A 25,948-nucleotide genomic window follows, 5' to 3' on the forward strand; every position below is an offset into this window, starting at 1 on the left:
GAGTTTCGCAATGATTTATCTTGATAATAGTGCAACAACTAAGCCTTACCCAGAAGTTTTGAAGGTGTATCAGCAAGTGAGTGAGCGTTTTTTTGGAAATCCGTCCTCACTTCATCAGCTTGGCATTGATGCAAGCCGTCTGCTAAATGAAACGCGCAAACAAATGCTTCACTATACAGGCTTTAAGCAATATGAAATTATTTTTACATCAGGTGCAACAGAAGCGAACAACATCGCCATTAAAGGGGCGGCTATCGCCAAGATGAACCGTGGCAGACACATTGTCACAACCACAATTGAGCACCCCTCTGTCATTGAGTCGTGTGAGCAGCTGAGGACGTTATTTGGCTTTGATATCTCCTATGTTCAAGTAAATGAGCATGGACATGCCGATATGACTCATTTAAAAGAAGTGCTTCGCCCTGATACAGTGCTGGTCAGTATGATGCATGTAAACAATGAAACAGGCGCTGTCCAGCCAATCGAAGAAGCGGCCAGCATCATTCGAGAGCATGCAAAAGAGGCGCTTTTTCATGTTGATGGCGTACAGGGGATTGGCAAGGTGCCCCTGCCTAAAGAGGTGGATATTGATCTTTTGACGATGTCAGGCCACAAGATTCACGGCTTAAAGGGAACAGGCGCACTCTTTTTAAAGAAAGAGACAGTGCTCGCACCTTTCATCACAGGAGGAGAGCAGGAGCTTGGACTCCGTTCAGGCACAGAAAACCCGGCTGGAGCTGTCAGCTTAGCAAAAGCCATGAAACATTCATTTGAGCATTTGAACAAGCATCTTGATGAGATGCAGTCGTTAAAAACGCAGCTTCAAAAGCAGCTTGGAGAAATAGAAGGTGTTGTCCTCAACACACCGCTTACGAACAGTGCACCGCATATTGTGAATTTTTCAGTGCCAGGCATTCAAATTGAAGTCTTACTCCATATGCTTGAAAAAGAGGGGATTTTCGTTTCGACAACGTCCGCTTGCTCTGCTAAGAAAAAAGAACCAAGCCATGTCCTTCTGGCTATGGGGAAATCAGAAGAGGCGGCTAGAAGCAGTATGAGAATCAGCTTGACATATGGACAAGGACCAGAGCTGGCGACACGTATCATCACATCCATCGCACAAAGTGTGAAAAAATTAAAAGGAATGAGATAACAAGATGAAGTATGATCATATTTTAGTCCGTTTTGGTGAGATCTCAACAAAAGGGAAGAATAGAAAGAAATTCATTGAAAAATTAAGACAGCATATTCGTTTTGTCTTAAAAGATTTTGCAGGACTCAAGTACGCATCTGATAGAGACCGCATTACAATCATGCTGAACGGAGAAGACCCTGAACCAATTTCAGAGCATCTCAAAAGTGTTTTTGGTATTCAAAGCTTTAGCCTTGCAGTGAAATGTGAGACGGATTTGGATGCTATCAAAGAAGCAGCACTGACAGCTGTGCAAGAAGTGTACGAAAAGGGGAATACATTTAAAGTCACAACAAAACGTTCATACAAACAATTTGAGCTTGATTCAAATGAAATGAACCGGGAAATTGGCGGACATGTTCTAAGGAATACGGAAAACTTAACAGTTAATGTGAAGCAGCCAGATGTTCATTTGCGAATTGAAATCAGGGAACATGCGACGTACATTACATTTAAAGATGTAAAGGGTGCCGGCGGTTTACCTGTGGGTTCAAGCGGAAGAGCGATGCTTATGCTCTCAGGCGGTTTTGACAGCCCAGTTGCCGGCTATCAAGCAATGAAACGCGGCATTCAAATTGAAGCCGTTCATTTCTTTAGCCCGCCTTATACAAGTGAACGTGCCAAGCAAAAGGTCATTGATCTTGCACAATGCTTGGCTGCCTATGGAGGCGAAGTGAAGCTCCACATTGTTCCTTTTACGAAAATCCAAGAGCTCATACACAAACAAGTGCCGGAAAACTATACAATGACATCAACGAGAAGAATGATGCTGAAAATAGCAGATAAAATAAGAGCGAAGCGTGATGCGCTTGCAATCATTACCGGTGAAAGCCTTGGCCAAGTGGCCAGTCAGACACTCGAAAGCATGTATGCCATTAATCATGTAACAAATACCCCCATCATTCGTCCGCTGATTGCAGTTGATAAAAATGACATTATCGAAGAAGCGAGACGAATTGGCACATATGATACAAGCATTCAGCCTTTTGAGGACTGCTGTACAATTTTTACGCCGCCGTCTCCGAAAACGAAACCAAAGCTTGAAAAAGTAGAGCGCTATGAAAGCTTTGCTGATTTCGAGCCAATGCTTGATGAAGCAGTGGAGCAGATCGAAACGATTGTTGTCACGAATGAAAAGAAAGCGGCAGATGAATTCGCTGATTTATTTTAAATAAAAATTTCATAATAATTACCATAAAAACAATCGCATGAAGTCATGTGTTTCTACACATTCTATATTCACAAGGAGGTGAGAACACATGGCTCAACAAAACAGACAAAGCAGTTCTAATCAATTAGTCGTTCCAGGCGCTGCACAAGCGATCGACCAAATGAAGTATGAAATCGCTTCAGAATTTGGTGTAAACCTTGGACCAGAAACAACAGCTCGCGCTAACGGATCAGTTGGTGGAGAAATCACTAAGCGTCTTGTATCTTACGCTCAACAACATATGGGTGGCGGATCTTTCTAAGACACACAATTAAAAAGCTATGGCTTATGAGCGGGATCATTCCCGCTCTTTTCTTTTTGTACATATAAATTGTTAGAATATTTCTAAAAAGGAAGACGAAACGAAAAAATTATGGCATAATACTAGGAGTAGGTCCTAATTCAAGCATTTTTCAGATATGAGTGTTAGAATAGGTAAATTGAAACATGATTCGTTTCATAGAAAGAGGCTAAAAGGAGCTGTACCATGAAAAGAGAAGACTTAATTGCACCAGAACAATATAACTTAGTCAGTGAGATTGAAGCATTCAGTCATGACCGGGAAAAAATGGCCCTGCACTGGCAGGACGGAAACGGCCATGAAGCGCATGTGACGTATGCAGCATTAATAGAAGAAGCCAATAAAATCGGTCATGTATTATTAAATGCAGGCTTTAAAAAAGGTGATAAAATCATTGTAATGGTGCCGCGCATGCTAGAGGCATACAGCATTTATTTAGCGATTTTAAAAACAGGAATGGTTGTGATTCCTTGCTCAGAAATGCTCCGTGCGAAAGATTTAGATTACCGAATGGAACATGCAGAAGCAAAGGGAGCGATTGTTTACGCATCCTTCATTCAATCGTTCGACGGAACCAATCAGCCAAAAGATTTCAAAACATTCTCGATTGGTGAGAACGATCATGGCTGGACAAACATTTTGGCGCAAAAGGAACACCAATCAAACGAACTGAAATTGGCAGAAACAACACGCACAGACATGGCGTTTCTATCTTATACATCAGGCACAACAGGTAACCCAAAAGGGGTTGTGCATACACACGGCTGGGCTTATGCACATTTACGCACAGCTGCTAAAGCGTGGCTGTCTATCAATGAAGGAGATAAAGTATGGGCAACAGCAGGACCAGGCTGGCAAAAATGGGTGTGGAGTCCTCTCTTATCTGTTTTAGGAAGCGGAGCGGAAGGCTTTGTGTATGGAGGGAAATTTAATCCGAATACGTACTTAGAGCTGCTTCAAAAAAATGAAATCAATGTTCTATGCTGTACACCAACAGAATATCGATTTATGGCAAAAGTGGATGACCTTAGTCAGTACGAGCTGCCGAAATTGCATAGTGCTGTTTCTGCGGGAGAGCCGCTAAACCGTGAAGTCATTGATACATTCAAAAAACATTTCAATGTAGAAGTACGAGATGGATACGGCCAAACAGAAAGCACACTGCTAGTAGGCGTATTAAAAGGAATGGACATCAAGCCGGGCAGTATGGGAAAACCAACCCCTGGCAACGATGTGGACATCATTGATGAGAATGGCAGCATTTGCGCACCAGGAGAAATTGGTGACATTGCGGTACATCTTGAAACACCGGCTTTATTTAAGGAATACTATAAAGATCCAGAGCGTACAAAAGCGCAGCGCCGCGGGGATTACTTTATTACCGGTGACCGTGCGAAAAAAGACGAGGACGGATACTTCTGGTTTGAAAGCCGCAGAGATGACATCATTGTTAGCTCAGGCTATACGATTGGGCCGTTTGAAGTAGAAGATGCGCTTATCAAACACCCAGCAGTAAAAGAATGTGCTGTCGTAGCGAGTCCAGATGAAATCAGAGGCTCAATTGTGAAAGCGTACGTTGTATTGCGCGATGCATCAGCACAAAGTGATGAGCTTATTACAGAGCTGCAAACACACGTGAAAAATACAACAGCACCTTACAAATATCCAAGAGAAATCGAATTCATTGACGAGCTGCCAAAAACACCGTCAGCGAAAATTCGTCGTGTCGAGCTGAGAGAAAGAGAGCTTGCGCGAAAAGGATAATCTTTTTTAATATTTTATTAATAGAAAAAGTCGGCTTAAGTACATTGTTTATGTCCTAAAGCTGGCTTTTTTTATTTCAACAAACTTTCTCTTAATTTAAAGCTAATTTCATGATATACGATGTTTATGAAGTTAAAAATTAATCTGTTGATGTTAATTTGTGGATGATGTATAATTTTTATGGAAAATTTAAGTTTAAATTTCTTAAATTAGAAATTTTTTAGGAGGATAGTCGTTGTTTTTGTTATTAAAATTTAAGTAATTTAGAGAGGGAAATAATTTTGGATAAAGAAATATGGAAAGAAATAATAGGGATTATACCAGATACAGAACTAATTGTTATCATTAAAAATTTGAATATCAAAATTAAAGGGTTTAGAGAACTTAATGCTAAAAATATCTCAACTTCAAAAAAAATTGTAACAGTCCAACTAATTAATAATTTCGAAAAAATCATTAAATATTATAACAAATTGAATATCAAGCCTTTAAACTCCGATAAACAAATTTCTTCAGAAGATATAAGGGGTGTAGGGAAAGAAAGATTAATAACCTTGTATGAAGACGGATTAAACTTGCACTTTATTTTTGGGGCATTACTTTCAAGTGAAAAAACGGAACACCATAATATAGCAAAAGATTTTAAAGTTTTAATTTTGAATAAGTATAAAAAAAATAACTTAGCTGATATTGAAATGAGTAACGCTAATGAACCATCTGGAAATGCGCAAAATTTTAAAGTGAATGTCAAAAAAATCGAAAAAAAATTAGATGAGTATAAGAAGAAGAATCAGGCAATAACTAAAGAGTTAAATACTCTTAGCAAAAAATATAAAGAAGATATAAGAGTGCTTACTGAAAGTAATAATGTATTAAAAAAAGAATTAAAAATTGAAAAAGAAAAATCAAAAAAAAGCGAAAAGAAGATATTGGAAATTAATTCTGAATTGCTTCTCTATAATAAACAACTAAAAGAAGCACAGGAATTGTTATCTAATACAAATGAAGTCGCATCTAGTATAGAGGAGGCTCAAAATTTATTTTCGGAAATTTTAATATTAGGGGATCCACAAAATGAAATAACTGATAATTTAAAAAAGAAAGGACTTAACGTTGTGAATACCAGAGATATTCTCCAAATTTCTAATACTGACTTTATTAAGAGTTTCAGAGAAATATGGATATTAAGTTTTTTAGTGCCAGCTCAATATAAAAGAAGTATAAAAATTGAGAAAAATCAATCAATAAATGATTTCAAAGATTTTAAGGTCTTAAGAGAAGAATTAGAAAGAAGGATGAATAAATGAGCACAAGAACATGGAATACAGACTTAGTAGGTGTTTTAGACAACTATGAAAAATTAGATTCTCAATATAGAGACTCGATTTTTATAAATAAGCATAATAGCTTACAAATGAACATTAGAATAATTTCTCAAGGTGCAGCAAGTTTTCCTAATGTAAAAACTGTTACTTGTTTTAATTCTGCTCTTGAAAATTGGGGCTTTAATGATGATTTACAAGTGACTGATGAGGAAAGGAAAAAAAAGTTAAAAAATTGGCTAGAAGATAAGCTTTTTATATTTAATGTAGAAAGACGTTTAATATATAATACACAACAAGACGGTGTTTATAGACAACAAGAAGTTTATAATGCGATTAATGTTAGGATAATTCACAAGCTGCCTAGCTTTACTAACGATTTAAATCTAATACCAATACCTATTTTTAGTTCGAAAAGCCATGAATACACCTTTGACGATTTCTTTTTTAAATTATCAAACGGGAAATTTATAGGAAGAATAGAAAATATCTCTCATGAACCAGAAGATACTCCTTCATTAATTATATGGAAAGAAGAAGATACTGATGAATTCAAAATATTTGGTGAGTTTGTGCAGCATCAGTATGCATACGGTGGATTCAATTTAAAGGAGAAAGAAGGAATAAAAGAATCTGTATTAAAGAGAGAAATTGCTGATGAATGCTATTATGGAGAATTTTGCCCTGATTTGCTTTTCATGCCTCTGGAGAAGTATTTAACTCTTACAGAAGAGATTGAAAAAGATGAAAAAACAATAACTCCAGAGCCAATTGAAGTTGTTAAAGAACAATTAAACGAAACAATTACTCCTAAAGAAATTACAACATTAGAAAAAGAGGAAGATTTTTTAAAGCAGTTTATGAAAATAACAAAGGAATGGGGACTTCAATATAGTGAAGAAGATTTAGTTAATTTCCATACAGCAATGAAGATATCGTCTCTAGTAATTTTAGCAGGAATGAGTGGGACAGGAAAATCAAAATTAGTTGAAACCTATGGATATTCATTAGGTCTTAAAGATAATTTGACAATCATACCAGTTAGTCCATCATGGACATCAGATTCTGATTTAATTGGTTTTGCTGATACCCTTAATATGGTGTATAGACCGGGGGATTCGGGTTTAATTAACACTTTAATAAAGGCTGAGCGTAGTGAAAAAGATGAATTGTTTATTATTTGTTTTGATGAAATGAATTTAGCAAGAGTAGAGCATTATTTCTCCCAATTTCTTTCAATTTTAGAGATGAGTAAAGGCAAAAGAGTTCTAAGGCTTTATAACGATGATTTAGAAAGTAGGCTATATAATTCAGCTCAATTTCCACCAACGATATCCATAGGGGACAACGTACTATTTGTAGGTACTGTAAATATAGATGAATCAACTTATCATTTCTCTGATAAAGTTTTAGATAGAGCAAATGTTTTTTCGTTAGAAATTTTACCATTTCGTGGAATAAGAGAGGTTTCTGAAGAGAAGAAAAGGGCCAGAACAGATGAAATTAAACTAAGTACTTATAATTCTTTCAGGGATCAAGGTACAGATTTGAGATTAAATGACGATGAACTAGATTTCCTATGGGATCTTCATAATCTGTTTCAAATAACTAATAAGCAACTAGGAGTAGGTCCAAGAATAGTTAAACAAATAGATATGTACATAAAAAACCTCCCTAATATAAGTAGTATTACAAGAGGAGATGCTTTTGATATTCAAATCGTACAGCGTATTCTAACTAAGGTAAGAGGAACTGGTGAACAATTAAAAAATTTATTGATTGAGACAAATAAAAAGGAGAAAAGTAGTATTGTTGAATTATTTGATAAGTATGAGCATGTTTCGAGATTTTATAAGAGTAGAGAAATTATAAATCAGAAGGTGGAAGAAATAAATTATAATGGATACTCTATTTGAAGATAAAAATCAATTTAAAATTATTTTAACTTACTTAAAAAGAAAGGAGCCTCATGCTACAAAGGAGTATAGTGAATTATATTTTTTTACGAATTTAAATGATTTGGATGAAAACTATCAAAAATATATTGAATTTGAAGAAAATTCACCTTTAAAATTAACGTTTTATAGTGAAGATCAATCTGCGACTTGTTACATGGATGGATTTGATATATTGAATGATGAAGCATTAATATACGATGAAGAACTTGAAGAAAAGTATATATTCTCAAATACAACTGTTAAATTATTTGAATATCCAAATAGCGGAAAAGAATATTATCCATATATACCTGGAATTTATACAATAAAAGTAATAATCAAAGATATTGTTTATTATTCTTATATAAAAGTTAAAGCAAAACATTTAACAGAAGACTCCATATCAATTATGAGAGAGGATGTACAAACTTACTTAAAAGGCCTAGCAATAGATATTGTAAGGAAACAGCCTAATAAAAAGAAAGATAGTAATATAAAAGTAAATTCGCAAATGCTAGATAAATACTTTGTTTTAAAGCAACATTTTAATGAAATACTAAGTATTCTCACTGATTTAATTGGAAATCCGAGGCACTCAATTAAAAAAGATTACGAGATGAGAAGTATAAATCAGTCTTTAAACATAGATTCGATTTCTATAAGGCATAGACTTAAACACCCTGAGTCTACTCAATATATAAAATCTCTCAAAAAAGTAATCAGTTATAACAACCCTGAAAATATAATATTAAAAAAAATTGTGGAGAATTGGGTTGTTCTTTTAAATAAATTTTTAGAATCCATAAAATACAGTTTGGAAGAAAATAATAAATATTATAAAAAGTTTTCGGAATATACACCCAATAGCATAAAGGAAGACTTACTTCAAGAATTAGAAAGTTATTCTGCTGATGCGACTAAAATGATAAACTCTTTAAATAAGTTGAGAGAAAATAATTGGTATAAAGAAATCGAAAATAAAAATACTACCTTCTTAAATTACAGTAAAGTATATTTAGATTTTCGTTACAAAAAATTTATTGAAATAAATAAATTGATGTTTTCAAATGAAAAAAATATAGACTTTGATTCTAAGTGGAATTATCATTGGAAAAGAACTGATCAACTATATGAAATTTGGGGATTTATTCAATTAATAGAAGTACTTAGTAAGACTGAATATAATTTTGAAATTGATCCAAGCGACTATTTTAACAATTCTTATTGGGGGAATAGCAAAAATTTATTAATACCTATTATACCGGAAGGAACAAAATTTAAACTTATTAAAGGTGATTTAGTGGTAAATGTTTTGTATAATAGTTTGATTCCAAAAAAACAAGAGAAAACTGATCTACACGATAAGCCTATATATACAACAGGAAAGAATACGAAACCTGACATGCGATTAGACGTATATATTAAAGAGATTTATGTTGGGACTATTTTGTTAGACACAAAATATAGAGCAAGACATTTTGTAGAAAATGAAGTAAAGAATAATCAATCGGTTCAATTAACTAGTTATGCAGATAATGTAAGGTCTAAATTTATTTATGGTAGAAAAAAAACAGATAGAATTAGGCCAGTTCACAAAGTCGTGGTACTATATCCTGAACAAAAACAAAATAACATTAATCTAGAGGAAATAGCAGGAAGAAGCATTTCATTTTTACCCCTGACGCCAAATTCAGATCTGACAAAATTTAAATTTAGTATTGAATCTTTAATTAGTGAAGTTATTGCTGAAGCCGAAGAAAATGGTATAGTACCAAGTCAGTACACTTTTAAACACTAACTACAATATCAAAGCGTTTGGATTGAAGCATCCAGCGCTTTTTTGTACGGAAAATCAAATTTTTAGAAAGTTTTAAGCTATTAATACGTATTAAAGTATTTCCATAAAAGGAGAATGTTCTGAAAATGTCGATTGCGATAATTCATGGGATTGTGCTTGCCTTTGGTCTTATTTTACCTTTGGGCGCGCAAAATGTATTTGTATTTCAGCAAGGAGCCCTTCAGCCTCGATTATATCGCGTGCTGCCTGTGGTCATCACAGCCGCCCTCTGCGACACACTTTTAATCACTTTAGCTGTCATTGGGGTTTCGGTTGTTGTTCTCACCATTCCGATCTTGCAAATAGCTCTTTTTATCATTGGATTTTTCTTTTTACTTTATATGGGGTGGTCAGTTTGGAACACGAGCTCTGCAACAGGTAATCAAGAAAAGATGGACCTGATGCCTGTGAGAAAACAAATCATATTTGCCTGTTCCGTTTCACTTTTAAATCCTCACGCGATTCTCGATACAATAGGAGTGATAGGGACGAACTCTCTTCAATATCATGGGGCGGAAAAGGTGGCATTTACCGCAGCCTGTATCATTGTCTCGTGGTTATGGTTTATGGGTCTTGCTCTTCTCGGGAAAATGTTAGGAAAGCTAGATACAAACGGCAAGTGGATGAACCGGATCAATAAAGCCTCTGCGGTCATGATCTGGCTGGTTGCATTATATATCGCCTATCAGCTTATTGGATAAAGGATACATAGAGCAAAAGCGACGTGATGCATGAAAATGAGTGCTGAACATGTCATGGGAAAAAAGCGTTGGATGGAAAACATCTGGCGCTTTTTTGTTGTCTACTGTCTCGGGGCAAGCATCAGTTACACCCCGTTCATTTATCTCAGACATACTGACGATTCAATTACCTGAAGGAAATGATATCAAGTAGGAGATATGCTACACTATTTATAGTGGTTTTTTTTGGTAAATAAGCCTCTTATGCCATTTTCCATAAAAAGGTATGATTTTTATGGGATTTAAATGGAAAGTTGAAGAATGAGTTTCATATCAATCCAAATGGGGAGTTTTTAAAAGGATCTTTTACCTATGGTGAAAACGGTGCGAAAAAAGATATGATGGAATTAAATAGAAAAATTATGAATGCTGAAGATTCGGAAATTCAAACGAGCTTTAATTGGAACAAATTTTGGAGTTGTTTAAAAAAGAAAAGTGGCCCGAATGAATCTCTTCCGCTTCGTTCAATGGTTCTTGGGGCTTGTTATTATGTTTGTTTAACAGGACCTGTTGGTTGTATAGCATGTACAGTCATTAATGCAGGAATATCGGCTGGGATAGCAGGTTATTGTGTGAAAAAAGTTTGGTGAATTGGAGGTTTTCAAATGGCTCATAAAGAACAGCGTAAAGGGGCAGTGCTTGCTGTCTTTGATACATTGACGTTTGGTGTACCAGTCTTGTTGTGGAATTTATATAAGAATACGAATAAAACATTGAAGCTGATGATCCCGATTATTCCAATAGTAGGTTTCATCACGTATCTTTTGGCATCTCTTTACTAATGTGTTCAAAAATCATTTGCATGAGCGATACGCTCATGCTTTTTTCATTCGATCATTTTTTGAAGATGGTTTGATTTAATAGACGGAGAGCTTGTACGATATCATCCATTTGATTTTGGTCAGAGGAAGAAAGGCTGTCCATGAGCATGGATTCAATTTGTTGAAATGCTTTGTCCATACACGCACGGCCTTTTTTAGACAGCATAATGACATGTTTTCGCTTGTCATCTTTATCTTCTTGTCTATCAATGAATTGTTTTTCGTGAAGCTTTTTCAATTCTCTGCTGACATTCGGAAGAGACATGTGCTGACAATCGGCGATTTCACTAGGTGTTAGCGGCTCACTGACGGCTAACTGCTCCAGAATCAAATATTGTAGAGTGGTTAGATCAGATGGTTTGATCTTGCTCATCATAGCGTGTTTCAGCTCCGAAAAAGTAGAAGCAAATGTGACAAACTCTTTGAAAAAATGTGGGTTTTTCATCATTTTTCACCTCCTACGTACCATACCAAAATTATTATCAAAAAACAATTATCATTTGACAACCAAAAAAGAGGGGTGTATGCTTTTTGTTATCAAATGATAACTAAAGGAGACAAGCCATGAATGTACTCATGATTTATACTCACCCCCATCACAATAGTTTAAATGGTGCTTTTTTTAAAGAAATCCTAAAGGGCAGTAAAGAAAATCCAAACGTTCAAGAAGTGAGAATCATAGATTTATACCAAGACAAATTTGATCCTGTACTTATTTTTAATGAAGAGAAAAAAAGACGTGATATGCATAAGGACCCTGAGATTCAAGAATATCAAGAGAAAATCAAATGGGCAGACAATATCGTGTTTGTTTATCCGATTTGGTGGGGGCGGCCGCCAGCCATGCTGCTTGGTTTTATTGATCGAATGTTTGCAGCAAATTTTGCTTACCGTCAAACAGGCGGGCTGCTTCCAGAAGGCTTGTTAAAAGGAAAGAGGGCTGTATGTGTATCGACAATGCAAGGACCGACCCACTACCCTTTCTTCTTTTTGCAAAATGCCCACAAAATCTTAATGAAACGAGCTCTTTTACAATATGTCGGGATTAAACCGGTGAAGTTCTTCGAATTTGGCATGATGGAAAGTCCAAAAGGGAAGCATGACGTGAAATTAAAACGGATATACGACTATTTTCGGAATATTAGCTCATAAACCACATTCCTTGAGTCACTTTTCTTCTAATTTGATCCTATTATGTTTTAAAATGTCATAGAGGGTGAGACTCATCCTCGTTATTTGAAAAGGGGGATATGAATGAAGAAAACATTGTTTAAAGATGCGGCGCTCATTACACTTGATCCATCTTTAGGTTTTTTGGAAAAGGGAGATCTCTTAATTGAAGGGGCACACATTGTAGAAGTTGGACCTTCGATTGAAGCAAGTGGTGCTGACATTGTCGATGCATCTGACATGGTCATCATGCCAGGGCTTGTGGATACCCATCGTCATGTGTGGCAGTCTGTCATAAGGGGCATAGGAGCAGATTGGTCTTTACAGACGTATTTGAGCAAAATCTATTATGGCAACTATGGAGCCATGAGACGGCCATCAGATGATCGAATTGCTAATTACTTAGGGGCACTAGAGGCTTTAGATGCAGGGGTAACCACATTTTTCGATTGGACGATGATCAATTCAATAGATCATACAGATGAGCTCATTGAAGGATTAAAAGATGCAGGCATTCGTGCTGTCTTTGGTTTTGGTACCTCTGGAGATGCAGAGTATTGGGATAGAGAGAGTACACTAACGAATATGGAAGACGCAGCCCGCGTGAAAAAAACGCATTTTCAATCGTCAGACCAGCTGCTGACGATGGGACTTGCCATTCGTGGCCCTGAGTTTTCCTCATGGGAGACCTCGGTATATGAAATTGAAACAGCAAGATCCCTAGATGCATTATGTAGTATGCACATTGGCTTTGGAAATTGGGGGGCAGCGGATCGTTCGATTGAGCGGCTTCATCAAGCAGGGCTGCTGGGGCCTGATCTGAATATGGTGCATATCAATGCAATTGATGCAGAACAAATGAAAATGCTCGCCGACAGTGGAAGCTCAATATCCATTACACCGGAGATTGAAATGATGATGGGGCACGGTTATCCTGTAACGGGGCTCGCCATTGAGAATGGAGTTCTTCCAACGCTCGGTGTAGATGTGGTGACAGCCACAGGAGGGGATTTGTTTACCCAAATGAAATTCGGACTTCAGGCAGAGCGGGCGATCCAAAATCAAGCTTTATTGATGGAGGGGACGATGCCAGGACCTGAGCTTGGCCTGTCTGCTCATCAAATGCTGGAAGCAGCAACGATAAATGGAGCCCGTGCATTGAAGCTTGATGACAAAATTGGATCACTCACACCTGGAAAAGAAGCTGATTTCATCTTGATTGATCGGACAAGCATGAATCTACTTCCAATGACAGATCCAGCTGGAGCGGTTGTCCAAACGGCACACCCTTCAAATGTTGATTCCGTCTATGTTGCCGGAAAGGCAGTGAAGCAAAATGGGAAGCTAGTTGGAGTGAACCTAGACGAGATCAAACAAAAAGCTTATGCAGCAAGAGATCACATCTTATCGCATCAGTTTGAATCAACAAAATAAAGCACAATCCCCCATAGGCCTTTGCCTATGGGAAGTACATGACAAAAACGGTATCAATTGATACGACCATCCGCATTTGTATTCACAGCTCACCGCCGAATAAAAAAACAGCCAGATTGTACAGCAAAGCAGCTGTGCAGCAGCCCGGCGAGAAACGGAATGTCAAAGTTAAATAGCTGCTTTAGCCGAACACCTTTTAAGAGATCTTTTTCCGTAAAATGAAACCTACGCAGGATCGTGTACAAGCTTTGTTTTTCTTCGCTTTCATTCATTTGTTTGAATAAATGTGAAATCATCCGGCACCAATGACAGTGGTCGTACTTTGACAGCTGTATATCGCCTGATGAAAATCGTTGATCTCATACACATCATAGGGCCAGTACTCCCGCTAGAAGCAGACAAAAAAAGCAAGGGAAGAAGATCCCTTGCTTCAGCTTATTTACCTAAAAAATGCTTTTTAAAGAATGATAGTTGATATTCAAGTGTGAGTGGGTCATTAAAGTAAAATTCTTCAGCATTTGCTACGTACACACGATGTTTTTTCACAGCAGGGATGGACTTATAGATTTCACTGTTTTGATAGGAATTGTCCATTTCATTGTTTTGACTAATGATCATGTAGTCCCCGGCAAATTCAGGGATAACCTCTTGTGACACCGCGTAATAACCGGCTTTTAATGCTTTTTCTTTTACTTTTTCAGGCATTTTCAGTTTCATTGCTTGATAGAGAATTTCGGTTCCACGACCCCATGCATCTCCAAATACATAGAGATCTTTTGTGCCGCTTTCAAAGACAGATACTGTCGCATCTTTACCAATTTTTGCTTTGATTTCTTTTCCAGCTTCAGTTGCACGTTTTTTGAAATCTTTTACCCAAGCTCTCGCTTCTTTTTCTTTGTTTAAGACTTTTCCAATTTCAATATGCTGCTGAAGGTAATCGACTTTGTTGTACGTGAACAAGACTGTCGGGGCGATTTTTTTAAGTTTTTCTACATTTTTTGCATTGCTCAAACCGATGATGACATCAGGCTTTAGCTTCATGATTTTTTCTACATTTTCATCCGAAACTTCTGCTACATTTTTTAATTTCTTTTGGAAACGTGGATTCTTTTTTGACCAAGAGTCAACGCCTACAAGGTTCACACCAAGTGACATGACATTTCCTGAATAAGAGCCGAGAACCACGACACGTTTTGGATTCGCTGGTAGCTTCACAGGTCCATTTTCAGATTGATATGTAATCGTGTCAGATGACGTTGATTGATTTCCTTTATTTGAGGAAGAGTTGCTGCTATTGCCACATGCGCTCAACGCAAGTACGAAAATGAGCATCAGAGGGAACAATATTTTCTTCATGAATGTAGACTCCTTTGAAATCGGCACATGAGCCGGATATTTGGTTGTATTAGTGATAATGATAATTATTATCACTAAGTTATCATATCACAGAATTGCGGTCTGTTGTCAATTACATTTTGATAGTTGGTGATAAAAAAAACAGAGAATTTCTCATAGAAAGAAAAAAAGATCAAGGCAGCATGTGACCTGATCTTTTTTCTTATTTAAACCAGCCTTTTTCTTTTGAGCGTGTGATGGCTTCAATTCGATTTTTGACTTCTAGTTTATCTAAAATAATGGATATATAGTTTCGGACAGTGCCGCTTTTAATGCTTAGTTCCTTTGCGATCTCTTTTGTGTTTTTGCCGTCTGCGACGAGTTCAAGAACAGATCTTTCTCGTTCGGTTAAAGGGTTTTCGTCACTGTATAAGTCTTCCATTAATTCAGGGGCGTACACCTTTTTCCCTTTCATCACGCTGCGGATGGCACTTGCCAGATCCTCACTTGGGCTGTCTTTCAGCATATAGCCGCTAACGCCAGCTTTCAGTGCTCTTTGGAAATATCCAGAGCGGGCAAAGGTCGTTAAAATGATGATCTTCACATCAGACTTTTTGAGTTCTTCAGCGGCGTCGAGCCCAGATTTCCCGGGCATTTCAATATCCATTAAACAAATATCGACTGGATGTTTTTTAGCAAAATCAATGGCGTCCTGGCCGTTTGTCCCTTTTCCAACAACGGTCATATCGTCTTCTAAATCGAGAAGCGACCCAAGAGCACCAAGCAGCATTTGCTGATCTTCTGCGATAAAGATATTAATCATTTTATTGCCTCCTTATGTTTTGCTGCTGAATCATTTGGAATGCTCATGATCAGCTTTGTCCCGTCCTTTGTCTCAATGCGCAGGCGTCCATTTGCAAATTCCAATCTTTCTCTAATGCCTAAAAGGCCATGTCCCTTCGTTTGCGAGGATGGATGATCACCTTTAAATGTTCCATTATCCTCAACGGTAATGACGGCTTCTTTTGATTTTTGATGAATGGTGAGCTTACAGACAGTGGCATCACTATGTTTGACGACATTCGTTACAGCTTCTTTGATGCACATGCTCACAATGTTTTCGTTGAGGAGAGTGATCTGTTTTGGTGCTTCCTTTTCATCATAAATCAATTCAATATCGGCCGCTTTAAGAATTTGCCGAATGTTCAATATTTCATCTTTGATCCGAATACCTTTCATGGAGGAAACAATTTTTCGCACTTCATTAAGAGACGTTCTAGCTGTCTGCTGCACGCTTTTTAGTTCGGCACGGGCCTGTTCAGGATCTTTATACACAAGTTTACGGGCAAGATCACTCTTTAAACCGATGAGAGAGAGCTTTTGTCCAAGTGTGTCATGCAGGTCGCGTGCAATGCGCTGTCTTTCTTCAAGCTTCACAAGATCGGCGATCCGTTCGTTTGCATATTCTAATTTCTCCTCGAGCCGTTCACGTTCCTTCCTGCTTCGAATACTCAGAGGGAGGAGGATGGCGCTAATAAGTGTGATCACAACAAACGGAATTTGTGTGAGAAACCAGCCTTTTTTTAAGATCAAACTAAAGTTCACCGCCACGGCGGCGCTCGCTAGATGAATATAGTATAGGATATAGAAAGGAACCTTTTTTTTGATATGTCCATTGAAATAGGCGATACAAAAAGCAAAATAAATGTAGCTGTAAAGCATCACATAGCCAGTCGAAATGGCGATTAATAGAAGGCCGAATACATATAAAGACCACCCTTTTGCGACAAAGGCGAAACGGTAGACAGCAAAAAAGACGACGTTTAAAATAATGCCGATCACAATGCCTAAAGTGGAAGGGGTCTTAAAGATAAAGTAAAAGGGCAGGATGAAAAAAATCGCCCATATATATGGGGAAATCCCATGCAGTTTTTGAATTTTTAGTTGTTTTTTCATCCGTGATTCACCTTTTCCATTTTTTCAGTCTTTTTCACTACTTTATCAAATTGAACACGTTACCGCATCCTGCAAATACAACAAGCTCCTTCTATTGTAAGAAAGAGCTTGCGCCAATTATGCATTCTTCTTGAGTATGTCTCCTTTTATCACAGGGGTGTTTCTAATCTGACGTGCTTCTTTAAAGGTAACAAATGCTTTCGTATCTTCATCCCATAGCCTGAACTTCATTGACTCAATGCTAGTTTTCAACGTGATGGTTGGAACATTTTGAAGCGGCTCACTATGCTCATGGGCATGCTCTAAATGATAATTTGGTACCCTCGGGCTTAAATGATGGACATGGTGGTACCCGATATTACCTGTTAACCATTGAAGGAGCTTTGGCAATTTGTAAAAGGAACTGCCTTCTACAGCTGCCTGCACATAATTCCAATGTTCATCTGCTTCAAAGTAAGAATCTTCAAATGTATGCTGCACATAAAATAACCATACACCGATTGATCCAGAAATGAGGAAAATCGGACCTTGAACAAGTAGGAAGCCCTGCCAGCCAAAGAGTAGACATGTGGCTGCTGCTAATAAAACAATCGTCACGTTTGTCAAATACGTATTCCAGCGCTCTTTTTTACGAGCACTTTTCACATTGAAACGGTTTTGAATGAGAAACACAAAGATCGGTCCTAAAATAAACATCACAAAGGGATTACGATAAATTCTGTAACGAATTTTCGTCCATACAGATGCTTCTTGATATTCTTTGACTGTCAGAAGCCAAATGTCACCAGTACCTCGTTTATCTAAATTACTGCTTGTGGCATGGTGAATCGAATGATCTCTTTGCCATTGAAGATAAGGGAAAAGGGTGAGGACACCCGTTAAGAAACCAAACAGGTGATTCAGCGGCTTCTGTTTAAAAAAAGATTGGTGGCAGCAGTCGTGAAAAATGATAAAGACGCGCACTAAAAATCCAGCTGCAATAACCGCAATGAAGAGGGTGAGAAGATAGGAGATGTTCAGACTATAATAGGCTAGAAACCAAAGTCCGAAAAATGGGATAAATGTATTGAAAAGCTGCATGATACTTTTTTTAGAGTCAGCACCAGAAAATTGACCTACTTGTTTTCTTAAAGTGGCTTGCTGCTGTGTGTTTGTTGAATTTGTCATGAAGGTTCAAGTCCTTTCCGTTTCTTTCTACTTCAAAGTATAGAAGGAAAGGTGTGATGCTCATAGTAGTACCCATCATGTATACAACATGACATTTGTCATGTTGGTCATGAAAAAAGCTTGCGGTATAAGGGTTTGTAAGTGGTGATATTGATTAAAAAAAAGTGAAGGCGCCAGGCCCTCACTTGTTATGAGCGTGCTTCATGTACTTTTAACTGCTTGCCTTTAATGGTAGTATGCCTCATCGCATTTAGCACAAGAGGGCCTTTGCCATTTAAAATATCTACATACGTTTTCGTTTCCTGAATGGTAATAATCCCAATGTCATCAAATGCAACGCCTTCTATTTTGGCAATGGTCCCAACGAAATCGACGGCCCTGAGTTTCTTTTTCTTCCCGCCGTTAAAATAAAGCTTCATGATATCCTTCTCTACACCGGCCTGCTTATTTTCCTTTTGAATAGGCGTTTCAATCTTCTCTTCAAAGGCTTCTACATGCTGCTCTGCTTCTTCTTTTGTAGGATAAGGCTGAGTCTGAAAGTCAATGCCGGCATCCTGCTTTAATTCTTCAATGAGCGGCTGCGCATGCCTTGTCATAAACGCAATCGTTTTCCCGCTTTTGCCCGCTCTGCCGGTTCTTCCAGTTCGGTGAATATAGCGTTCTTTTTCATAAGGCAGGTCGTAATGAATGACGTGTGTCATATCACTTACATCAATTCCTCGGGCTGCAATATCTGTTGCGATCAAATAACGGAACTCCCCGTTTTTAAATTCATCCATGACGGCAAAACGGTCTTCCTGCTTCATTCCGCCGTGAATTTTGTCGCAAGGAACATCCCACTCGTCCAGCTTCATCGTCAGTTCATTCACTCGTTCCTGCGTATTGCAGAAAATGATGCAGCTATCTGGATTTTCCATGACGATCGTTCGTTGAAGCAATGAAAATTTGGCTTCTTCCTCTGTTTCAATCAACGTGTGGGTGATGTGCTGTACAGTCGTTTCCTCCCGTGCAATCTCAATCACTTTTGGCGATTGTAAAAACTGCTCGCTCAAATCCTTCATTTCATCAGACATTGTCGCTGAAAACAGCATCGACATACGCTTTGCCGGCAGATGCTGAATAATAGATGAAACTTGCTCAATAAACCCCATGTTCAGCATCTCATCTGCTTCATCTAACACGAAGAATTTGAGATTTTCTAAAGAAAGTGTCCCTTTTTCAAGGTGATCCAATATGCGCCCTGGTGTTCCGCATACAATATGATTTTTTTGTGCAAGCTCTACTTTTTGTGCTTGAAAAGAAGCTTTTCCATAAATGGCTGCGGCTTTGATTCGTTTAAATCGTCCAATGCTGGTAAGGTCCTGTTTGACCTGCATCGCAAGTTCTCTCGTTGGGACGAGAATAAGGGCTTGAGGTTTATTTTCAGCCCAATCCACCATTTCACAAATGGGCAGACCATAGGCCGCTGTCTTGCCGCTGCCTGTCTGAGATTTGACGATTAAATCCTGCTTGGAAAAAGCAACGGACAACGTCTCATGCTGAACGGGTGTAGGTGTATGGAAGTGAAGCGCTTCTAGCGCTTGTTTTAATTCATCACTTAATGGATATTGATCAAATTGTTGTAATGGCATCGTGTTCTCCTTTTCGTACATTCATACTTGTGACATCATACCATATCTTTTCAAAGACGCCATGCTCACATGAAAAAAAGCCCCATATAGGAGCTTTCAGCGTGTAGACAAACCCTCGCATTTGGTGTCAGTCCTGCGTGCTGGTGCTCACGATTGTCAAATTCGCTCCGCGCCAGTACTCGTCCTTCCTAGACTGCAAAGGTTTTCATGTCACGCTGAAAAGAAGACAAAGGGCTAAAATCAACAACATTTTAGCCCTTTGTCAACAATTTGAAAGCCCCATATAGGGGCTTTCCTTTAAAGAAATCTGCGTTTGACTTTTTCCCAATAGGAGTTATCTTTCAATTTGACCGTTTTAATTACTTTGCCTGAAAGCCCAATGTCAATTTGTTTGACGTGTTTTGTACCGAGCGCTTCGTTATCAAGTCCGATAATCGGATGGTCGTTTCCATCTTGGACCACCTTCAGCGTCAGCTTGCGGTCACTGCTTAAAATAAATGGGGCGCCAAGTGTCCGGTACGAGTTGTTATTCAGAGATGCAAGCTCTGTCACTTGCATACAAGGAAGCATCGGGTCAACCACGGCGCCGTTTACGGATTTGTTGTATGCCGTTGAGCCGGTCGGAGTGGAAATAATCATCCCGTCACCTCTAAAGGTTTCAAAATGAAAATCATCTATATACACATCGATGACAAATGTTTTAATGATGCTAGAGCGGATCGACAGTTCGTTTAAGCAATGGAATTGATTTGTACTGTCGATGCTTACATCAATGATTGGATATTTTCTTACTTCAATTTTTTCGGTGTTCATGGCATCAATCATTTTATCAAAATGCTCTAATGAAAAATCACAGTATAAATGTGAATTCTCTGTTTTTGATACCCCTACATACAAGCAGTCATCACGGAATTTCGTTTTACGAACTGCTTGAAGAAATGTGCCATCTCCGCCAATTGAAGCAATAATATGGGCATCTTCTGCACGCTTGACGACTTGAAAGCCTTGATCGGTAGCGAGCTTCTCCAGAGAAGAAATATGTCCATCCAATTCATGATCTTTTTTGTAAAAGAAAAATACATTGCGGCGATTGTCTGTCATTGACGTTCTCCCCTTTGTTGTCAAAAATAGATTTCCATTATTAAAGGGCTTACATATAAAACCCTTGGTCACATTTTACACTTTTTTCATATGAAAGTAAAAATATTAGAAAGACGCAGATGATACTAGGTTCTTCTTTTAGAAATGAGTCGATGTAAGTGATTCGAACTCGCGGACTTTGAGCATAATTTAATAGCTGTTTTTTGATGCAGGAGAGGTTTGGGTGTTTCGTTGTGGTGAGTATCTATGCTATTAGGTGTGGGGAGAGGATAAAATAGCCAATTTCTCGTGGTGAGATTCTCATGATAAAAGATGTAAAGTTGATCGTCATTTAAGATCGGTGCTATCATATGTTGAAATGAAATGTAAAAAAACCACAGTTCTTGTGAAACATTTCATGTGTGTATTCGTATGAATGAAGTGAGACAAAAAAGGAGGAGAAAGAGATGAATGCGAAAAGATGGGTAGCGTTAATCATTGCACTTGGTGTTTTCGGATTTTCGATTGTGATTAGTATCACGATGGCCGTGTTCGAAAACTTCAATGACAATAAAATGAGCTATCAATTTGGGGATGAAATCGAAGAAAAGGTACTAGAGGAAGGGAGCGGAGCGAATAAAATTGCCGTTCTTGAGATTAATGGAACGATTCAAGATAACGGCGGTGCATCAAGCCTTTTAGGCGGAGAAGCGTATGACCATCGTGCGTTCTTAAAAGAAATAGATAAAGCAAAAGATGATATTTCTGTAAAAGGTATACTGCTTCGCGTCAACTCTCCTGGCGGCGGTGTCTATGAAAGTGCTGAAATACATAAAAAATTAGAAGAAGTGAAAAAAGCAAAGAAGCCAATTTATGTATCTATGGGATCAATGGCGGCTTCTGGCGGCTATTACGTGTCGACACCAGCGAATAAAATCTTTGCTTCACCTGAAACATTAACCGGTTCTCTAGGTGTCATCATGCAAAGCTTGAATTATTCAAAGCTTGCGGATAATTTAGGCATTAAATATGAAACCATTAAGAGTGGAAAATATAAAGACATCATGTCTCCAAATCGTGATATGACAAAGGATGAACGCAGCATCATGCAAAGCATGGTCGACAACTCTTATGAAGGGTTTGTCAAAGTCATCTCGGAAGGACGCGGCATGTCTAAAAAAGACGTGAAGAAAATTGCCGATGGCCGAGTATATGACGGAACACAGGCGAAGGCCAACGGGTTAGTGGATGAGCTTGGATACTATGAAGATGCGCTAAAAGCGATGAAGAAAAATGAAAAAGGCTTAAAAGGAGCAAAGGTTATCAGCTATTCTCAAAGCTTTGGCTGGAACTCTCTCCTTAATATGAGTGCAACCAAGCTCTTTAAAAGTGAAATTGATTTTCTGAATTTAAAAGAAACACTGGCTGGCTCAAATGGGTCTAAACCGATGTATCTCTATTCAAAATAAAGGAGGGATCATAGATGGATTCTACATTCGATGAAGTAAAGGGAAGCCGCAGCCAAGAGGAAGACTCGAAGCCGGTCCTTGCGAAGCGCGCTTCAATTGAGACACAGGCCTTTGCCGGTTTTTGGATTAGATTTTGGGCATTTATCCTTGATTGGCTCGTCGTCTGGGGTGTTAACCATTTGACGGTTTCTCCAATCTTTAGTCTGTTTGGCTGGTCAAAAGGCGGCGGCTGGTTTTCGCCATTTTCCGTCACGACGACGATTGTCTTTCTGCTTTATTTTGCGATCATGACGAAAATGTTTCAACAAACCCTTGGGAAGATGGTATTTGGAATCAAAGTTGTCTCACTTCAGCCTGAGAAGCAGCTGTCATGGGATGTCATTTTCTTTAGAGAAATTGTTGGCCGATATATTAACACGCTTTTTGTTCTCTATGCTGTTGTTGGGTTCTCACCGAAAAAGCAAGGGGTTCATGACTACTTTGCGGATACAGTGGTCGTCCATGAGCATTTATATGAAAAAACAGAATCAAACGTGTAACTTACAGGGAGTTTGACCGGTGCCGGTCAAACTCTTTTTTGATGATTGGGTATAAAATCTGGAATCAAAGCCATAATCGTAGAGGAAGCAAGATTTGTTATGGAGGAAGTGAGCGCAGTGCTGTACGTTTGGATCGCAGCTTTTTTGTTTCTGGTGATCTTATTGATCTTCATGAAAGTGACCCTTTCACTGGACTATTCACATGCAAATGACAATGACCACATTGCGGTGAAGGTCATCACCTTATACGGAATCGTTAGACTGAAGAAAGACATTCCGATGGTGAAATTGAACACGGAAGATCAAACCATTGATATTCGTGAAAAGAAAATGGCCAGCTCCAAAACGCCTAATCACGAAAAAGAAACCATCCATAAAAAAGTCGGCAAGCGTGATGTGAAGGAAATCCTTCAGCAAATGGAGCGCATCACAAAAGAGATTGTCGATCTAAACAGGATCATGCGTAAGTTCTTCATTCATATAAAAATTGTCTCGTTTCACTGGTCAACATGGATTGGTTTTCATGACGCAGCTTTAACAGGTGTGGCAGCCGGCGGCGTTTGGTCAGTCAAAGGAGCGCTCCTTGCCTTTATGCAGGAGCATCTCACCTTTAAGCGTAAACCTGTCTATGAAGTGATTCCCGCTTTTCAGCACAATGTGTCACAGACACACTTTACATGTATAGCTTATTTTCGTATTGGACATGCTATGCTTGCAGCCATTCGATTACTTGTCCATTGGTTAAAAGGGAGAAAGGCGAGGAAAAATGCCTCTCTTCAAGCAACGAAGAATGAATCATCTGTTTAAGGAGGAACCCGAAAATGGCAGATCATCCAATCCAAGGTCTCATGAAGACAGCGATGGAAAACTTAAAAGAAATGATTGATGTGAATACGATCATCGGCGATCCAGTCGAAACCCCTGACGGCAGTGTCATTCTCACTGTGTCAAAGGTCGGTTTTGGATTTGCAGCCGGCGGCAGTGAATTCAACGGTAACCAAAAGAAAGAAAAACGTTCTGATGAACAAGAACGAAAAGAACCGAAACTCCCATTTGGCGGCGGAAGCGGCGGCGGGGTATCCATTACACCAATCGCCTTTTTAATTGTGGGAACAAATGGTGTTCGAATGCTTCATTTGGATGAACACACACATCTGCTCGATAAAATATTGGATTCTGCTCCTCAAGCAATTGAACGTCTTCAGCACATGTTTAAGAAGGATGAACGGGAGCACCGTCACAAAGAACGAAAACTAGATGACATAGACCTTTAAAAAGTTAGCTGCGATGCAGTTAACTTTTTTTTCAAAATGGACGATTAGGCTTTGCAGTTTTTGGCGTTCTCTACTATGATAGAACCATACATTTGATAAGGGAGGAATTGTTTTGGCATCGATCACATTTAAAGGGAGCCCAGTAACGCTTGTAGGAAATGAAGTGAAAGTAGGCGAGCAGGCTCCTGATTTTACGGTATTAACGAACTCACTAGGGGAAGTTTCACTTTCTGATTTAACAGGAAAAGTGACGATCATCTCAGTGATTCCTTCTATTGATACAGGTGTGTGTGACGCACAAACAAGACGTTTCAATGAAGAGGCAGCTGGTTTAGGTCCAGTCAATATTTATACGATTAGTGCAGACCTTCCATTTGCACAAGCACGCTGGTGCGGAGCAAACGGAATTGAAAATGTCGAAACATTATCTGATCATAGAGATATGTCTTTTGGTGAAGCATTTGGTGTTTATATGAAAGAATTGCGTTTATTGGCGCGTGCAGTCTTCGTATTAGACCCGAGCGGAAAAGTGGTTTACACTGAATACGTAAGCGAAGCAACGAATCATCCAAATTATGAAAAGGCCATTGAAGCTGCAAAAGCACTGTTATAAAAGCAGCATCGACAAGAGCTCCGGCTTCATACTGGGGCTCTTTTCAATGAGAATATATAGCTTTTAGCAAAGCGAGGAGAGAAAAGCATTGCAGAAAGATCAAGTGAGTACGATTTTTGAGCTGCTCGATACAGCGTCCATTCGTTTAAAAAAGGAACAGGACATTTCCTATATTGAAGCATTGGCAGAAGCAGGAGAAGCCTTTTTCCAGGCAAATGATCGAAACGGTTTACTAAAAGATTTAATAGAGAAAGCAGATTTCGCCTCTTATGATCATGAGCAGATTCGTAAAGCGTTTCAGCTCGCCGTATTAAAAGGACAAAAGGATATTTCACATCCAAACCGGCAGATGACACCTGATACAATTGGTCTGTTTGTCAGCTATTTGGTCAATAAATTTTTAGAAGGACAAAAAGAGCTGGTTGTCTTTGATCCAGCAGCGGGAACAGGGAATTTACTGCTAGCAGTCTTAAACAATCTCACTGCAGAAACAAAACGTGGTTTTGCCTCTGAAATTGATGATGTGCTCATTAAAATTGCGTGGGCACAGGCGAATTTAGAAGAGAAAGAAGTAGAGCTTTTCCATCAGGACAGCCTTGAGCCGCTTCTCATCTCACCGGCAGATGTGACCGTGTGCAGTCTTCCAGTCGGCTATTATCCAAATGATGAGCGTGCGGCAGACTATGAATTAAAGGCAAAAGAAGGCCATTCCTTTGCCCATTATTTATTCATTGAACAAAGTCTTCGTTACACGAAAGAAGGCGGCTTCTTATTCTTCATCATTCCAAACGATTTGTTTGAAGGAAAAGAAAGCGTGCAATTGAAGGATTTCATCAAAGATCACGCGTATATGAATGCTTTAATTCAGCTGCCAGTCTCCATGTTCAAAGACAAAAAGCACGCCAAAAGCCTATTCGTGATGCAAAAGAAAAAAGAAGGACTAAAAGCGCCGAAACGTATGCTGTTTGCGAACCTTCCATCTTTCTCACAGAAGGAAGCGATGGTGAGTGTCATGAGAAAATTAGACCAGTGGTTTATTGAAGAAAAAGAAACGAAAGAATAGCCAGAGTGATGTCTGGCTATTTTATTATTCAGAAAATAACGACTTATCGATGTAAGCGGTAACAGTTCGAAGGTGTACTTGAAATGCGAAGTT

General features: G+C 38.5%; 25 protein-coding genes and 1 pseudogene. 18 read left to right on the forward strand and 8 right to left on the reverse strand.

The genetic code is table 11. The features are described from left to right. Positions 1-10: 10 nt before the first annotated feature. The 10 genes from BK049_RS14005 to BK049_RS19570 all read left to right on the forward strand — a co-directional run bounded on the left by BK049_RS14005 (position 11) and on the right by BK049_RS19570 (position 11,085). Positions 11-1,153: a cysteine desulfurase family protein gene (locus BK049_RS14005; protein ID WP_071168778.1), complete on the forward strand. Its 1,143-nt coding sequence runs from the start codon at positions 11-13 to the stop codon at positions 1,151-1,153. A gap of 4 nt (positions 1,154-1,157) precedes the next feature. Beyond that, positions 1,158-2,363 carry a tRNA uracil 4-sulfurtransferase ThiI gene (gene thiI, locus BK049_RS14010; protein ID WP_071168779.1) on the forward strand — a complete coding sequence of 402 codons (1,206 nt, stop codon included), beginning with the start codon at positions 1,158-1,160 and terminating at the stop codon, positions 2,361-2,363. 88 nt (positions 2,364-2,451) lie between these two features. Then, positions 2,452-2,664, forward strand: coding sequence for an alpha/beta-type small acid-soluble spore protein (locus BK049_RS14015; RefSeq protein ID WP_003216385.1), 213 nt, complete (start codon positions 2,452-2,454; stop codon positions 2,662-2,664). Positions 2,665-2,889: 225 nt separating this feature from the next. Beyond that, positions 2,890-4,467, forward strand: coding sequence for an acyl-CoA synthetase MbcS (gene mbcS / locus BK049_RS14020; protein ID WP_071168780.1), 1,578 nt, complete (start codon positions 2,890-2,892; stop codon positions 4,465-4,467). A 281-nt stretch (positions 4,468-4,748) separates the two neighbouring features. Continuing rightward, on the forward strand, positions 4,749-5,774 hold the full coding sequence (locus tag BK049_RS14025) for a hypothetical protein (RefSeq protein ID WP_071168781.1): 1,026 nt from the start codon (positions 4,749-4,751) through the stop codon (positions 5,772-5,774). Beyond that, a complete protein-coding gene (locus tag BK049_RS14030; protein WP_071168782.1) occupies positions 5,771-7,705 on the forward strand; it encodes an McrB family protein in 1,935 nt (644 codons plus the stop codon). Before BK049_RS14025 ends, BK049_RS14030 begins: the two co-directional genes overlap by 4 nt. Further along, positions 7,689-9,524: a DUF2357 domain-containing protein gene (locus tag BK049_RS14035; RefSeq protein WP_071168783.1), complete on the forward strand. Its 1,836-nt coding sequence runs from the start codon at positions 7,689-7,691 to the stop codon at positions 9,522-9,524. Before BK049_RS14030 ends, BK049_RS14035 begins: the two co-directional genes overlap by 17 nt. 125 nt (positions 9,525-9,649) lie before the next feature. Continuing rightward, positions 9,650-10,264: a LysE/ArgO family amino acid transporter gene (locus BK049_RS14040; protein WP_071168784.1), complete on the forward strand. Its 615-nt coding sequence runs from the start codon at positions 9,650-9,652 to the stop codon at positions 10,262-10,264. 293 nt (positions 10,265-10,557) lie between these two features. Beyond that, a complete protein-coding gene (locus BK049_RS14045) occupies positions 10,558-10,893 on the forward strand; it encodes a hypothetical protein (RefSeq protein ID WP_008356321.1) in 336 nt (111 codons plus the stop codon). A gap of 15 nt (positions 10,894-10,908) precedes the next feature. Beyond that, on the forward strand, positions 10,909-11,085 hold the full coding sequence (locus tag BK049_RS19570) for a hypothetical protein (RefSeq protein WP_008356320.1): 177 nt from the start codon (positions 10,909-10,911) through the stop codon (positions 11,083-11,085). 52 nt (positions 11,086-11,137) lie between these two features. Here the strand turns inward: BK049_RS19570 and BK049_RS14050 are convergent, their stop codons facing one another. After that, positions 11,138-11,569 carry a MarR family winged helix-turn-helix transcriptional regulator gene (locus BK049_RS14050; RefSeq protein ID WP_045034203.1) on the reverse strand — a complete coding sequence of 144 codons (432 nt, stop codon included), beginning with the start codon at positions 11,567-11,569 and terminating at the stop codon, positions 11,138-11,140. Between the two features lie 119 nt (positions 11,570-11,688). On the opposite strand from BK049_RS14050, the gene BK049_RS14055 reads away from it, so the two are divergent. Continuing rightward, the gene (locus BK049_RS14055) at positions 11,689-12,276 is read left to right on the forward strand and encodes an NAD(P)H-dependent oxidoreductase (RefSeq protein ID WP_071168785.1); all 588 of its coding nucleotides are present in this window, start codon (positions 11,689-11,691) and stop codon (positions 12,274-12,276) included. A gap of 102 nt (positions 12,277-12,378) precedes the next feature. After that, the gene (locus tag BK049_RS14060) at positions 12,379-13,728 is read left to right on the forward strand and encodes an amidohydrolase family protein (protein WP_071168786.1); all 1,350 of its coding nucleotides are present in this window, start codon (positions 12,379-12,381) and stop codon (positions 13,726-13,728) included. An 85-nt stretch (positions 13,729-13,813) separates the two neighbouring features. Here BK049_RS14060 and BK049_RS19870 read toward each other — a convergent pair. From BK049_RS19870 to BK049_RS14095, 7 genes and pseudogenes are all read right to left on the reverse strand, one after another. Continuing rightward, a pseudogene (locus tag BK049_RS19870) lies at positions 13,814-14,009 on the reverse strand (bacitracin ABC transporter permease); the annotation flags it as partial. A gap of 154 nt (positions 14,010-14,163) precedes the next feature. Then, positions 14,164-15,084 (reverse strand): iron-hydroxamate ABC transporter substrate-binding protein, encoded by a 921-nt coding sequence (locus tag BK049_RS14070; protein WP_071168787.1) that lies wholly within the window; start codon positions 15,082-15,084, stop codon positions 14,164-14,166. Positions 15,085-15,286: 202 nt separating this feature from the next. Continuing rightward, the gene (locus BK049_RS14075) at positions 15,287-15,886 is read right to left on the reverse strand and encodes a response regulator transcription factor (protein ID WP_071168788.1); all 600 of its coding nucleotides are present in this window, start codon (positions 15,884-15,886) and stop codon (positions 15,287-15,289) included. Continuing rightward, a complete protein-coding gene (locus BK049_RS14080; RefSeq protein WP_071168789.1) occupies positions 15,883-17,019 on the reverse strand; it encodes a sensor histidine kinase in 1,137 nt (378 codons plus the stop codon). Before BK049_RS14080 ends, BK049_RS14075 begins: the two co-directional genes overlap by 4 nt. A 117-nt stretch (positions 17,020-17,136) precedes the next feature. After that, on the reverse strand, positions 17,137-18,186 hold the full coding sequence (gene desA / locus BK049_RS14085) for a Delta(5) desaturase DesA (protein ID WP_071168790.1): 1,050 nt from the start codon (positions 18,184-18,186) through the stop codon (positions 17,137-17,139). A 188-nt stretch (positions 18,187-18,374) separates the two neighbouring features. Beyond that, entirely contained in the window at positions 18,375-19,817 is a 1,443-nt protein-coding gene (locus BK049_RS14090) for a DEAD/DEAH box helicase (protein ID WP_071168791.1), read from the reverse strand. A gap of 297 nt (positions 19,818-20,114) precedes the next feature. Further along, positions 20,115-20,918: an NAD kinase gene (locus BK049_RS14095; RefSeq protein WP_008356109.1), complete on the reverse strand. Its 804-nt coding sequence runs from the start codon at positions 20,916-20,918 to the stop codon at positions 20,115-20,117. Between the two features lie 446 nt (positions 20,919-21,364). Here BK049_RS14095 and sppA point away from each other — a divergent pair, with 446 nt between their 5' ends. From sppA to BK049_RS14125, 6 genes are all read left to right on the forward strand, one after another. Continuing rightward, a complete protein-coding gene (gene sppA, locus BK049_RS14100; protein ID WP_071168792.1) occupies positions 21,365-22,366 on the forward strand; it encodes a signal peptide peptidase SppA in 1,002 nt (333 codons plus the stop codon). A gap of 14 nt (positions 22,367-22,380) precedes the next feature. Then, positions 22,381-22,905, forward strand: a complete 525-nt coding sequence (locus tag BK049_RS14105; protein WP_071168793.1) for an RDD family protein — start codon at positions 22,381-22,383, stop codon at positions 22,903-22,905. A gap of 99 nt (positions 22,906-23,004) precedes the next feature. Then, complete coding sequence (locus BK049_RS14110) at positions 23,005-23,712, forward strand: DUF2953 domain-containing protein (RefSeq protein WP_008356104.1); 708 nt, start codon at positions 23,005-23,007, stop codon at positions 23,710-23,712. Positions 23,713-23,726: 14 nt separating this feature from the next. Beyond that, positions 23,727-24,179, forward strand: coding sequence for a GerW family sporulation protein (gene ytfJ / locus BK049_RS14115; protein ID WP_008356102.1), 453 nt, complete (start codon positions 23,727-23,729; stop codon positions 24,177-24,179). A 112-nt stretch (positions 24,180-24,291) separates the two neighbouring features. Further along, a complete protein-coding gene (tpx, locus tag BK049_RS14120; protein ID WP_008356100.1) occupies positions 24,292-24,792 on the forward strand; it encodes a thiol peroxidase in 501 nt (166 codons plus the stop codon). An 88-nt stretch (positions 24,793-24,880) separates the two neighbouring features. Beyond that, positions 24,881-25,855, forward strand: a complete 975-nt coding sequence (locus BK049_RS14125) for a class I SAM-dependent methyltransferase (protein WP_071168794.1) — start codon at positions 24,881-24,883, stop codon at positions 25,853-25,855. Positions 25,856-25,948: the final 93 nt, after the last annotated feature.

It is taken from the genome of Bacillus xiamenensis (assembly GCF_001857925.1).
Taxonomy (GTDB): domain Bacteria; phylum Bacillota; class Bacilli; order Bacillales; family Bacillaceae; genus Bacillus; species Bacillus xiamenensis.